The organism is Psychromonas sp. SP041 (assembly GCF_000470315.2).
In the GTDB taxonomy this organism is placed as follows: Bacteria; Pseudomonadota; Gammaproteobacteria; order Enterobacterales; family Psychromonadaceae; genus Psychromonas.
Genome location: NZ_CBRF02000016.1, coordinates 42,454 through 55,174 on the forward strand (window position 1 = coordinate 42,454; position 12,721 = coordinate 55,174).

Consider the following 12,721-nt stretch of genomic DNA (forward strand, 5'->3'; position numbering starts at 1 on the left):
ATATGGCGATTATAAAGTAATTATGGGCTAATAAATGCTACAGAGAAAACAAAAAATGAGCTGAAATTAGTGCTTTATAATAAATACTTTTCCGTTAATAGTAATGATTATTATTCCAGGTGTTTTTAACCAATAAATGAATCCAAATAGTTAATTTTGTTACAGATATGTAACGCTAAAAAACAGATGTTTAATGATTACAAATGGGTTTGAATTTAGAGATTGTGACAGAGGTAGTTGTTATCTCTGTATTATAACTGCAGTTATATTGGGTCTGATGTTTAGTGTAATGTTAGGGGCGATGATATGCGTAATGTTTGTATAAGCATTAAGTGTCATCTCGAGAGAGCGAGTGATTACTGTTAATAAAAAAGCTTCGCTGTATAGCGAAGCTAGATTTGATGCTTGTAGCTTATAGTGTTTCGCTACAGCCTTTAGCACTCATAACAGGTGTTGCTGTTTCTTTTGCTGTGTCGTAAGCACTATCTAGTTGAGCTTTTGCACTTGCAGTACTTACACCAGCAGCTGCTAGTAAGCCAGAACCACTTTCAAGGCTTGCTACTTGTGCTTCATAATCAACAAATTTTTGTTTGATACCTGAACAGCTTAAGCTTGGGAAGTTTGTATCTAAAAGACCACTTGTTAAGCTTGTAACTGAGTTAGTTGCTGAAGTCGTTGCGCTAGTCGCACTTTCAGTTGCAGTTGTTGCTGCAGAATTAACTGTCGAAGTAAGGTCAGAACTAGTAGTCTGACAACCGGCTAATAGTGCGCCACCTAATAGAATTAAAGCAATTTTTTTCATTTTTTAGTTCACTTATTGTTTAAAGAAATAAGAGTGTATTTTTTTAGATTAAAACAATCAATGAGTAATAAAGGAATAAATCATAATAATTAGCAGAGCTTACTATTTGAATCCTAGCTAAATCCCAGTTGAATAAACCAGTCTAGAGAAAATGATGGTCAATATTAAATATAGTAATTAGATATCTTTGCACTACACCTCTGAACTAAATATTTGAATTATACCTTTGGCCGATACCTTTGAATCGTACCTTTAAATTATGCCTTTAAATTCACAATAAACACTAACGATAATGAATATCATTTGCGATTGTGTTTAAGCACTGCTATTGTTAATTTCACCTTAGTTTCATGTGGAATCAGAGCAGAATGCTTAGACCTTTATTATTTATTTTTATACTGACACTTCAATCACAGAGTAGCTTTGCAGCGAATGATGAAAAATTTAAAGTAATTACTACTTTTACAGTTATTGCAGATATGGTTAAAAACGTAGCTGGTGATGCGGCTATTGTTGAATCAATTACCAAAGCAAATGCTGAAATTCATAATTATCAAGCAACACCTGGTGATTTACGTCGCGCTCAAGGTGCAGACTTGATTATTTATAATGGACTTAATTTAGAGCTTTGGTTTGATAAGTTTTTTAATAACTTAAAAGACGTGCCTAAAGTCGTTGTGACTAACAATATTCAGCCAATGGGAATAACACAAGGGACTTATGCTGGAAAGCCTAATCCACATGCTTGGATGTCTGCGCCTAATGCATTGATCTACGTTGAAAATATTCGAGCAGCCTTAGTTAAATACGACCCTCAGCATAGTGAAACGTATAACAAAAATGCGAAACAATACAGCCAAGAAATAATAGATGCTGTGGCTCCTTTTAAAGCTGCCATTGCAGCTGTTCCTGAAAATAAACGCTGGTTAGTCACGAGTGAAGGGGCCTTTAGTTACCTAACACGGGATTATGATTTAAAAGAGTTATACCTTTGGCCAATGAATTCTGACTCGCAAGGTACACCTCAACAAGTTAAAAAAGTAATAGACCTCGTTCGATCGCATCATATAACGGCAGTCTTTAGTGAAAGCACCGTTTCAGCTAAACCTGCCTTACAAGTCGCCAGAGAAACGGGTGCTAATTATGCAGGTGTCCTTTATGTTGATTCATTAAGCAAAGCGGATGGTCCGGTACCGACTTATATTGACTTACTTACAACAACTTTGAGTCATATTGCAAAGGGGATTAGTCAGTAATGATAACAAGTAAAGTTGACGGGAAGAATACGAATACCAGCTATACCGAAATAGACTATATTAAAGTCGATAATATCAGTGTGACTTATCGTAATGGCTTCACTGCCATCCATGATACGACCTTTAGTTTACCGGAAGGCTCAATTACGGCGTTAGTTGGTGTTAACGGCAGCGGTAAATCAACCGTCTTTAAATCAATCATGGGGTTAGTGAGCTTGAAAACAGGCTCGGTTAATATATTAGGGCTAACGGTTAAACAAGCGTTGAAAAAAAATGTCGTCGCTTACGTGCCACAAACTGAAGAGATTGATTGGGATTTTCCTATCTTGGTTGAAGATGTTGTGATGATGGGACGTTATGGGCACATGAACATGTTGCGTATGAGCACCAAAAAAGATCAGGAATTGGTTGAGCAAGCTTTGTTACGTGTTGATATGCAGGGCTATCGTAAACGTCAAATTGGTGAATTATCAGGTGGTCAAAAGAAACGTATTTTTTTAGCCCGAGCATTAGCCCAACAAAGTAAGGTTATTTTGTTAGATGAACCATTTACAGGGGTTGATGTAAAAACAGAAGAACAAATTATGGTGCTATTAAAAGCACTTAGAGAAGAAGGGAAGATCATTTTAGTCTCGACACATAATTTAGGCAGCATTCCTGAGTTTTGTGATCGTACTGTTTTCATTAATCGAACTATTTTAGATGAAGGCCAAACAGCCAAAGTGTTTACCCCACAAAATATAGAAAAAGCCTTTGGTGGGGCACTACGTCATTTCGTTCTCGCAGGCGATCTCTTACATAATGATGATGATAAACGTCAAGTGACAGTGATCAGTGATGATGAACGGCCCGTTGTTTTATATGGTGAGCAACATACGAATACTGTTATTAACCAATCAAAGTAGGGGGTGTTATGTTTGATTATTTATTAGAACCTTTTAGTTATCAATATATGGTTAATGCAATATTTGTAAGTGCTTTGGTAGGCGGCGTTTGTGCTTTTCTGTCCGTTTACTTAATGTTGAAAGGTTGGTCATTAATTGGCGATGCACTCTCTCATTCGATAGTACCAGGGGTTGCAGGTGCCTATATGTTGGGATTACCTTTTGCTGTTGGCGCTTTTTTTTCCGGAGGTTTAGCGGCAACGGTTATGTTATTTCTAAATCAACGCTCAAAACTTAAAGAAGATGCGATTATTGGTATCATTTTCACTTCTTTTTTTGGACTTGGTTTGTTCATGGTCTCATTGAGTCCGACATCGGTCAATATTCAAACTATAGTGCTAGGTAATATTCTCGCAATCTCTCCTTACGATACGTTACAGCTCTTATTAATTAGCTTTATTACGCTGATTGTATTAACCCTAAAATGGCGTGATTTTATGGTGTTATTTTTTGATGAGCAACATGCTAGAAGTATTGGTTTGAATGCTACGGGTTTAAAAATTATTTTTTTTACTTTATTGAGTGCATCTACCGTGGCCGCATTACAAACAGTAGGGGCATTTTTAGTGATAGCGATGGTGGTTATCCCAGGCGCAACCGCTTATTTATTAAGTGATAAGTTTAGTAATGTTATTTTTATTAGTATTGCTATCGGTACATTGACGTCTTTGATTGGCGCTTATTTAAGTTATTTTATTGATGGTGCGACAGGCGGTATTATCGTTTTATTTCAAACGCTTATTTTTGTGATCAGTTTCTTTTTTGCACCTAAATACGGCTTAATAAGTAACAGAAAGAAGCTAAAGCCAGTGACTAAGGGCGCCTCGCAATCAACCAATAAATCAACAGCTCAGTCAATTGTGAAGCCTTCGAGCCATTCAACCGATTCAACCCCAAAAAATAAAAGGGAGGTTGCTCATGCAAGCTCTATTTGAATCTCTTGTGTCGCCTTTTGCATTTGAGTTTATGCAACAAGCATTTGTGATGGTGTTGTTATTAGCTGTTCCTACGGCTCTACTCTCTTGTTTTTTAGTCTTAAAAGGGTGGTCATTAATGGGAGATGCTATTTCTCATTCTGTATTGCCGGGTATCGTAATCGCTTATGTTTTAGCGATTCCTTTTGCTGTTGGTGCTTTCGTCGCAGGCATTAGTTGCGCTGTATGCACTGGTTATATTAAAGAGCATAGTCGTCTCAAAGAGGATACGGTCATGGGGATCGTATTTTCATCGATGTTTGCATTAGGTTTGTTATTAATGACCAAAATAGAAACTGACGTACACCTCGATCAAATTCTTTTTGGGGATTTATTAGGGAGCCGCTGGCAAGGGATAGGAGAAGTTGCTCTTGTTAGTTTAGTTGTCTGTTCTTTTTTATTTATAAAGGGTAAAGACCTCTTACTTTTTGTTTTTGATAAGCAACATGCACAAGTTATGGGGTTATCTGTGCGTTTTTTACATTATGCTTTATTGTCTATTTTATCGATTACTATCGTATTTGCGTTAAAAGCGGTAGGTATGATTTTAGTGATCACGATGTTAATTACGCCAGGTGCTATTGCATTTTTAGTCACTAGAAATTTCTATAAAATGTTAGTTATTAGCGTATTAATTGCCAGTAGTTGCTCTTTCTTAGGTATTTATATTAGTTTCTTTATTGATAGCGCACCCGCACCGACCATTATTATGTTGTTTAGTGGATTATTTATTGTGGTGTTTTGTTATAGCAGTTTAAAGATAAAGCGCCTGAGTGAGGCCAAACATAAGCGGCATAAAAAGCATTTAGCTAAAGGAGCTTGGTTAGGTTATCCGTGTCGTTATAGATAAGGTAAATGCGTAATATGATGTTATATCGTTATAACATCATATTTTAATTATTGTGGGCTAAGCGTTATAGGTGATATTTATTGTGTAGAGCGCTGTTTAAACTGATGATGATCACCATCATAAACAAAATCATGCTTTTCAAGTCTCTCTAATAGTAATGGCTTTTCAATTTGATAGGTGACACATAGATCTTCAAGTGTTTGACTTTCGTTTCTTAATTTCATATTAACAATGCTCAACAGCATATTAACATCCATTTTTTTATAATTTTCTAACATAGTCTCTCTCCTCTCGATTGATTAAGCTTGTTGTTTTTTTACAATAAACCACGTGCTTTTAATAATGCGGTTTGAAAGTCATCTTCGCAATCTTTGGCAATGCCAGGAATCATCTCTCCTTTGGCAGTTTGATCCATTTTTAACTGATAAATTATCACTTCGTCGGTCAACTCTGCAATCGGTTTATCAAATCCAGACTCTGTTGAAATTAGTTGTAATAGATCTAATAAACTCAATTCTTGGTTTTTTAACCAGTAAGGCTTAATTAGTTCTAATATTTCATTAATTCGATGGCTTTGCATGACGTTTACTCCTTACTGTTATAAATATTAAGCCTTATGTAGATAGACTTTACCGTCTTCACTGAATGCTTGTTGATTAATCATCTCTTCTGCAAGATCTTCAATATCAAAACGCACGTTATCAAATAAAGTCAGTGCTGTTTTTTCCACGTTAATGCACTGTTCAGAAGTTAACTCTGTTATCTTGTTAAGTTTTTGTAAGTAACTTAATGAGATAACACAACTCATTAATGCTCCTTGGCTTTGTGCCTGAAACTCTACTTGTTGTGAGTGTATGTTGTATTGTTCATTATCTGAAAAGATGATGGCTTGATTCATATTAAGTTCTCTATAAAAACTAACCGGCTAGGTTATGGCGTAACTCAGTTAACACTTGTTTAGCACCAGGCTTTACACCACGCCAAATCGCAAAGCTTTCAGCTGCTTGACCGACTAACATGCCTAAACCATCGATTGTTAATCTTGCCCCATTTTCTTTTGCCCAAGCATTGAACGCAGTGACTTCTGCATTATAAGTCATGTCATATATGGCTGTTTCTGGTGTAATGAGTGATGTTGATATGTTTGGAAGGCTGCCATGTAAACCCGCAGAGGTTGAGTTAATGATAAGGTCAAAGGGGCCTGATAAGTCGTTAAACTCGCTTGCATTAATATTGCCTAGTTCCTTGAAGATGGAGACTAATGTCTCAGCCTTTTCAAAGGTACGGTTCGCAATGGTTAATTGTGTAGGGTTTTCTGCGAGTAGGGAGCTACATACACCACGTGCAGCACCACCAGCGCCTAATAACAAAATACGGGCATCGGTTAGGTTTACATGGTTATTTTTTAAGTCTAAAACTAATCCTGCACCATCGGTATTATCACCAATAATTAAACCATCATCAGTTTTCTTTAAGGTATTAACTGCGCCCGCTAAACGTGCACGGTCTGTTAAAGATTGCGCAAACTGAAAAGCTTCTTCTTTAAAGGGCGCGGTAATATTACACCCTTTTGCGTTGCTATTAAAAAAGGCTTGGACTGCTTCTGTAAAACCATCAACTGGTGCTTCAACAATACCGTAAGACATCTGTTGCTGTGTTTGATTGGCAAATAAAGTGTGAATAAAAGGCGATTTACTATGTTTGATAGGATTGCCAAAAACAGCGTACTGATCCATGTGAGCTCCAATTTCAATAAGTTTAGTAAGGTTAATTTATCATGTCTGCTGACCTCAGGGTATCCATAGAGGTCTTTTTTATAGCAATTTATGAGCGTTGAATTGACTGGTATCAAGGTAGAGAAAGGTCGTGATTGAGTTGTGGTGATCTAACGTAAGGCATAAATAGACTTTATTTATCACGGTCAGTCCCGGTTATTCTGTTGAGATTATTAATAGCAATCTTGGTTTTTGTTTTGTTAAAGCATCGGGTTTGATATTATAACTTTTCATTATCTGGCATTAATTTTTGCTGAATAGCTATTTCTCTTTCATGAGTCTCTCGATTATGCCAATAACTTCTCTGTTAACGACTGCGTTAGCCAAACGTGCCGATCTTATTAATAACCTTAATGCTGTTGCATCTGATATTCCACTGACTAATTGTTTTCGTGTGTTTCATGGCACGGTGGAAGGTGTGAATGGTCTTAATATTGATCGTTATGGTGATGCTTGGTTAATTCAAACCTTTCATGAGCCGCTATCAGCGGAAGAATTTGAGCTGATTAAGAAAGTGTTAATTAATGTAGCCGATTTACCCGTTGTTTATAACGATAGATCAAACAAAAATTCACGTATTATTAATGAATTAAATGAAAGCACAGAAGCTTTTACGCAAAGTGAACAAATGATATCGGAAAATGGGGTGTTATTTACCAGTAAATTACGCCATGAAGGGCAAGACCCTCTGTTGTTTTTAGATATGCGTGTTGGTCGTGAGTTTATGAAAGCGAATAGTTATAAAAAAACAGTGTTAAATCTGTTTTCATATACTTGTGGTATTGGTATCGCAGCTGCTGTGGGCGGTGCTAAACGCGTGATTAATGTTGATTTCTCATCTTTTGCATTAGCTGCAGGACAAAAGAATGCAGAATTAAATGGTGTTGAGTCGGTCTGTCAGTTTATTCAAAGTGATGCTTTTCCAGCTTTACGTCAGTTAGCAGGACTGAAAGTGGCGAGTCGTAATAATAAAAAGCTACCTAGTTATCCAAAAATGTCAGCGTCACAGTTTGATTTAGTATTTCTAGATCCTCCCCGTTTTGCTAAAAGTGCATTTGGTACTGTTGATTTGGTGAATGACTACCAAAGCTTATTCAAACCTGCGGTGCTAACAACCAAAACGGGTGGTACGATTGTTTGTTGTAACAATGTGGCAAAGGTTGATAAAGAAGCTTGGTTTACTAGTTTAGTGCGTTGTGTTGAAAAACAAGGACGTACAGTGAGTGATGTACAGTGGTTAGACTGCCATCAAGATTTCCCTTCATTTGATGATAACCACCCATTAAAAATCGTTGCTTTGACGATTATTTAATACGTTATATAGTTAATGTAAATTAAAGCATCAATAGCTAGATAAACAAAAGCCGAGCAATTTGACGCTCGGCTTTTTTATTAGAGGGTAAAGCTAACTAGAACATAAGCTAATGTTAACTTTCCAATAATCGCTGTGCAGTGCTTTTTATACCTGGGTAATTTTGTTCAGGTAAAATTTCAGCCAGTTGTAATAACTTATTAGCTAATGCTGCATTGGTTTCTGCTGAAACATTAATATGTCCCATCTTACGGCCAGCTCGTTGTTCTTTACCGTACCAATGGCTTTTGACATCGCTAATACTAAGTACTTTTTCGCTAATGGATGCTTGACCTAATACATTGATCATCGCACTCACTTTTTGTAACTTAGTATCACCTAATGGTAAACCCGCAACAGCACGCATATGGTTTTCAAACTGACTACAAGCGGTGCCTTGCTGTGTCCAGTGGCCTGAGTTATGCACTCGTGGTGCAATCTCATTGACCATTAATTTGCCATCTACATCAAAGAACTCAATGGCTAATACCCCAATGTAATCCATCGTTGTCGATAGTTTATTAAAGGCATCAATCGCTTGTTGTTGAATATTAAGGTCAATCTCAGCGGCTAACGATAAAGTTAAAACACCATCGGTATGCTGATTCTCTGTGACGGGATATATCGCAATATTACCTGCTTTATCACGTGCGCCAATCACCGAAACTTCACGGTTAAAGGGGATCATTTTCTCTGCAATAATAGTATGCGGAAAAGCTTCTGTGCCAGCTGCAATAAATTCTGCCATTTCTGACCAAATTTCATCAAGTTGATCTAATGATTTTAAGCGCCATTGTCCTTTTCCATCATAGCCCGCTTGGCAGGTCTTAATGACTAAAGGTAAGCCTAGCAATGAAACCGAATCAATAAGTTGCTGTTTTTCGGTGATCAGTTTGTAAGGAGCTGAAGGCACACCTGTTTTATCAAGCAATGCTTTTTCAATACTGCGGTCACCACCCGCTTTAATCGCTGCTTTACCTGGGAAAAACTTACCGCTAGCACAGCAAAGTGCGAGTACGTCATCAGGGATATGCTCAAATTCACAAGTGATCACATCCACTAATGCGATAGCTTCTTCAAGCGTTTGCTCAAACGAATGCAATGTCAGTGGGTGAACAACTTTTTTTGAGCCTACATCATAAGCGCGTACATTTAAATTTAATGGCGCAGCTTCTAAGCTCATCATACGTGCAAGTTGCCCTGCACCTAATACTAGAATATTCATATTAAATCGCAGGATCTGGGTTAGCTAAAACGGTTTCTGTTTGTTTCTGACGGAATGCGTCAACTTTTGCGAGTAGCTCTGGTTGCTGACAAGCTAGAATTTGTGTCGCTAATAAACCTGCATTTGCAGCACCCGCTTCACCGATAGCAAGCGTACCTACGGCAACACCTTTAGGCATTTGGCAAATTGATAATAAAGAGTCGATGCCTTTTAGTGCTTTAGATTGAACCGGTACACCTAATACAGGCAAACTAGTAAAAGCAGCCGCCATACCTGGTAAATGCGCAGCACCGCCTGCACCAGCAATAATGACTTTAATGCCTCGTGCAGCAGCGCTAGAAGCGTAATCTGCTAATAGTTGTGGAGTACGGTGTGCAGAAACAACGCGAGTTTCATATTCAATACCAAAAGAATCTAGCATATTTGCTGCGTGTTCCATGGTCGGCCAGTCAGACTTTGAGCCCATAATAATACCAACTTTCATGCATACTCCTGTTATAGGGGGATTGTTAAAACTCGTTCAAAAGATGCGCGCGATTATATACCTGTTACCCTATAAGATGCAAAGTTCAGTCCATGGATCGGCTAATGGATTCTGCACTGAAAATAGAAGGGAAAAGAGGTTAAAGAGATACTTGCTCGAATCTAAGGTGTTTATTTAACCCCTTAGATTCGACTTAATGATTGCTATCGTTACAGCGAATTAACGTAATCGCTTACCGGTTAACGCATCATGGATTTGTGAAGGGTTTTCTAAACCAGTCACAGGTTGAACAATAACATGATCTAGCAATGGGTTATTCATAAACATTTGTTCGACTTGTGTTGCAGTAATACATGCGTCTCTACCAGATAAGTTTGCGCTGGTGGAAATAATGGGTTTACCAAACGTTTCGCATAATGCTTGTACTACAGGATGTTGAGTAACTCGTACCGCAATGCTATCAAAGTCTCCGCTGACTAATTTTGATAATGAAGTGTGTACAGGAACAACCCAAGTAAAAGGGCCAGGCCATGTTGCTTTTATCTTGTCGAGTTGTTCACTGCTTAATGATGAAAAGTCAGCATAGTTTTCTAATTGCTCGATATTAGCGGCGATTAAAATCAAGCCTTTATGTGCAGGGCGTTGTTTTAAATCGAGGATTTTTTGAATTGCTATTTCGCTGTCAGGGTCACAACCTAAGCCAAAAACAGATTCAGTAGGGTAAGCAATCACGCCCTGTGTTGTTAACGCTAAAAGTGCTTGAGAAAGCTCATGTTTATTGATGATCATTCAGAGTTTTCCTAGTAATAAACGAGTTGATCGTAGGTTATTCAGTCGCCCCGTAAAAAGGCAAGAATATAGAGTGTATGGATACAAAAGAGCCCATAATTATAGTGGCTTACTTCTATAATTACATCCTTTTTTAGGACAGATTATACGCTTAGCCGTCGCTGTTTTTCGTTCGACTAATATTGGCCATTTACACTCAGGACAGAACTCATTGACGGGTTTGTCATTCACTGCATATTTGCAATCAGGATAATTGTCACAGGCATAAAATGTTTTGCCAAAACGAGATTGGCGGGCAATTAAATGACCACTTTTACAGCTTGGACAAGGAACAGAATCTTCTTTAGGAGCTTCTGCTATTGGCTTTTTTTGTTCTGAAAGTTGAGCGGTATGTTCGCAGGTTGGATAGTCAGTACAGCCAATAAATAACCCAAAGCGTCCTTGTTTTAATACCAGTTCATGTTGGCATAAAGGACAGCTGCTTCCTGTTAATACTTTTTTTACTTCACTCTTTTCATGTAATGGACGTAAATAATCACATTCAGGGTAAGCACTGCATCCTAAAAAAGGACCTTGTTTACCATTTCTGATATGCAATGGAGAAGCACACTTTGGGCAGGCTTCAGATGTTTTTTCATGGTGAGTGCTTAACGTGCTCATACTAATGGATTAATCCATCTTCAAAATCCATCAGCATGGATTCTAATTGTAAAAATGCATCATCACTAACAGGGTCGTTAAATAAGACCATGAGAATCAGCCATTTCACATCTTCTAATATTAATTCACCGCTGTCTAAAGACATGATGCAATCAATGACCATTTCACGTGTGTGTGTGGTTAATATCTTTGCTTCTTCTAAATAGTGAATATAATTACGGCACTCTAGACATATTTGACGTTGTTCTTGTTTGTTGTAAATACGATGCGATGTCTTTTTTTCTGCTGTTGCTCTCGTTTGAGGCTCTTGGTTATGCATGTTTGCAAGGTTGTCTAACCAAGCCAACGCTTTGGTTATTTCTGACTTTTGAAAACCTTCTTGCATTAATTCATCGGTCACCTCTTGAGTATCAAGTTCCATCGTTTGATCAACTTGTATATAACTTTCAAAGAGATACATGATAATTTCGAACATAACTAACCTTTTAACTTGGTGTAACCTTGCGGTTGGACGTTAATTATACCATTTATCTCTAATTCTATTAACTCATTTTGTAAGCTCACCACATCCATTCCGCTACGGGCTAAAATTGTTTCAAAACTGGTTAGGTTATAATCAATTAGTGCCAGTAAAGGCGACTGATTTTTAGCAGAGGTCGGTTGTTCTATCGTGGTTGATGGTAATAAATTTAATGTGGGAAATTCATTAATAATATCATCGCTATTTAATATTAGTTTTGCTCCTTGTTGAATCAATTTCAAACAACCACACGCTTGAGGGTTATCAACTGATCCAGGTAACGCAAACACTTCTCTATTTTGTTCTGTGGCATAACGAGCAGTAATTAATGAGCCACTTTTTAATGATGCTTCAATCACCAAAGTACCTAAGCTTAAACCAGATATGATGCGATTACGTCTTGGAAAGTTACTGGGGTAGGCTGGTGTATCTGGCCAAAATTCTGATATTAATAATCCTTTCTCGCGAATAGTGGTTGCTAGTGAAGCGTGGCGTTTAGGGTAAATATTATTTAAACCAGTTCCTAACACTGCAATCGTAGATCCTATTTCTTTTAACGCTCCTTGATGTGCCATCCCATCAACGCCTATCGCTAAACCACTGGTAATGGTTAAACCTACCTTAGAGAGTTGTTGTGCTAAGTCATGGGCTTTTTCTTTACCATAGGGAGTACAACTACGACTGCCGATAATGGCTATTTGCGGAGAGTTTAAGAGGTTTAAATTACCTTGAGTAAATAATAGTAACGGAGGGCTGCTTATTTGTTTCAATAATAAAGGGTAACGTGAATCGCCATAACTGATGATATTACGATCATCTGCATTTTGTTGCCAATCTAGACAAGATTGAATATGTACTTTATTAGGATGTAAGAAAGCATCTATTTGTTCGGGTTTTAAATGAAGGGCTGCTAATTGTTGCTGATTAAGTTGAAATAGTTGTTCAATTGAATAGTGAGATAAAAGCGTAAAAACTTTACGCTTTTGAAGTGCTGGAATAGCATCAAGTGCTATCCAGCAATAAAGGGAGTCTACAATGGCATCATGTTCAAACAGATTTTTTTGAATAACAACCTCTCTTAATTAAAGAGG

At 37.5% G+C, this 12,721-nt stretch carries 16 protein-coding genes; 5 read left to right on the forward strand and 11 right to left on the reverse strand.

The genetic code is table 11. The features are described from left to right. Positions 1-412: 412 nt before the first annotated feature. Positions 413-802, reverse strand: coding sequence for a hypothetical protein (locus tag SP041_RS10490; RefSeq protein ID WP_137297721.1), 390 nt, complete (start codon positions 800-802; stop codon positions 413-415). A 368-nt stretch (positions 803-1,170) separates the two neighbouring features. Between SP041_RS10490 and SP041_RS10495 the strand changes: the two genes are divergently transcribed. The 4 genes from SP041_RS10495 to SP041_RS10510 are packed head-to-tail and all read left to right on the forward strand — an operon-like array spanning position 1,171 to position 4,826. Continuing rightward, entirely contained in the window at positions 1,171-2,058 is an 888-nt protein-coding gene (locus SP041_RS10495; protein ID WP_276607149.1) for a metal ABC transporter substrate-binding protein, read from the forward strand. A gap of 50 nt (positions 2,059-2,108) precedes the next feature. Beyond that, a complete protein-coding gene (locus SP041_RS10500) occupies positions 2,109-2,963 on the forward strand; it encodes a manganese/iron ABC transporter ATP-binding protein (RefSeq protein ID WP_137297754.1) in 855 nt (284 codons plus the stop codon). An 8-nt stretch (positions 2,964-2,971) separates the two neighbouring features. Beyond that, positions 2,972-3,937 (forward strand): metal ABC transporter permease, encoded by a 966-nt coding sequence (locus SP041_RS10505; protein ID WP_137297723.1) that lies wholly within the window; start codon positions 2,972-2,974, stop codon positions 3,935-3,937. Further along, positions 3,921-4,826: a metal ABC transporter permease gene (locus SP041_RS10510; RefSeq protein ID WP_137297724.1), complete on the forward strand. Its 906-nt coding sequence runs from the start codon at positions 3,921-3,923 to the stop codon at positions 4,824-4,826. The genes SP041_RS10505 and SP041_RS10510 overlap by 17 nt, the downstream gene beginning before the upstream one ends. Before the next feature lie 77 nt (positions 4,827-4,903). On the opposite strand, the gene SP041_RS10515 is transcribed toward SP041_RS10510, so the two are convergent. From SP041_RS10515 to aroE, 4 genes are read right to left on the reverse strand one after another with little or no spacing between them, the layout of a single operon-like run. Beyond that, complete coding sequence (locus tag SP041_RS10515) at positions 4,904-5,104, reverse strand: DUF4250 domain-containing protein (RefSeq protein ID WP_137297725.1); 201 nt, start codon at positions 5,102-5,104, stop codon at positions 4,904-4,906. Positions 5,105-5,142: 38 nt separating this feature from the next. Further along, positions 5,143-5,406 carry a YihD family protein gene (locus SP041_RS10520; RefSeq protein ID WP_137297726.1) on the reverse strand — a complete coding sequence of 88 codons (264 nt, stop codon included), beginning with the start codon at positions 5,404-5,406 and terminating at the stop codon, positions 5,143-5,145. Between the two features lie 27 nt (positions 5,407-5,433). Continuing rightward, positions 5,434-5,724: a DUF1488 domain-containing protein gene (locus tag SP041_RS10525; protein ID WP_137297727.1), complete on the reverse strand. Its 291-nt coding sequence runs from the start codon at positions 5,722-5,724 to the stop codon at positions 5,434-5,436. A gap of 19 nt (positions 5,725-5,743) precedes the next feature. Further along, entirely contained in the window at positions 5,744-6,562 is an 819-nt protein-coding gene (aroE, locus tag SP041_RS10530) for a shikimate dehydrogenase (protein ID WP_137297728.1), read from the reverse strand. A 328-nt stretch (positions 6,563-6,890) separates the two neighbouring features. Between aroE and SP041_RS10535 the strand changes: the two genes are divergently transcribed. Further along, positions 6,891-7,913, forward strand: a complete 1,023-nt coding sequence (locus tag SP041_RS10535; protein ID WP_137297729.1) for a class I SAM-dependent methyltransferase — start codon at positions 6,891-6,893, stop codon at positions 7,911-7,913. Positions 7,914-8,028: 115 nt separating this feature from the next. Here SP041_RS10535 and SP041_RS10540 read toward each other — a convergent pair whose 3' ends face one another. The 6 genes from SP041_RS10540 to dprA all read right to left on the reverse strand — a co-directional run bounded on the left by SP041_RS10540 (position 8,029) and on the right by dprA (position 12,697). Further along, a complete protein-coding gene (locus SP041_RS10540) occupies positions 8,029-9,177 on the reverse strand; it encodes a 5-(carboxyamino)imidazole ribonucleotide synthase (protein ID WP_137297730.1) in 1,149 nt (382 codons plus the stop codon). A 1-nt stretch (position 9,178) separates the two neighbouring features. Beyond that, the gene (gene purE / locus SP041_RS10545; RefSeq protein ID WP_137297731.1) at positions 9,179-9,661 is read right to left on the reverse strand and encodes a 5-(carboxyamino)imidazole ribonucleotide mutase; all 483 of its coding nucleotides are present in this window, start codon (positions 9,659-9,661) and stop codon (positions 9,179-9,181) included. Between the two features lie 219 nt (positions 9,662-9,880). After that, the gene (locus SP041_RS10550) at positions 9,881-10,450 is read right to left on the reverse strand and encodes a Sua5/YciO/YrdC/YwlC family protein (protein WP_137297732.1); all 570 of its coding nucleotides are present in this window, start codon (positions 10,448-10,450) and stop codon (positions 9,881-9,883) included. A gap of 99 nt (positions 10,451-10,549) precedes the next feature. Next, positions 10,550-11,110 carry a topoisomerase DNA-binding C4 zinc finger domain-containing protein gene (locus SP041_RS10555; protein WP_137297733.1) on the reverse strand — a complete coding sequence of 187 codons (561 nt, stop codon included), beginning with the start codon at positions 11,108-11,110 and terminating at the stop codon, positions 10,550-10,552. A gap of 1 nt (position 11,111) precedes the next feature. Further along, complete coding sequence (locus SP041_RS10560) at positions 11,112-11,585, reverse strand: DUF494 domain-containing protein (protein ID WP_137297734.1); 474 nt, start codon at positions 11,583-11,585, stop codon at positions 11,112-11,114. A 2-nt stretch (positions 11,586-11,587) separates the two neighbouring features. Then, the gene (gene dprA, locus SP041_RS10565; protein WP_346763645.1) at positions 11,588-12,697 is read right to left on the reverse strand and encodes a DNA-processing protein DprA; all 1,110 of its coding nucleotides are present in this window, start codon (positions 12,695-12,697) and stop codon (positions 11,588-11,590) included. Positions 12,698-12,721 lie beyond the last annotated feature (24 nt).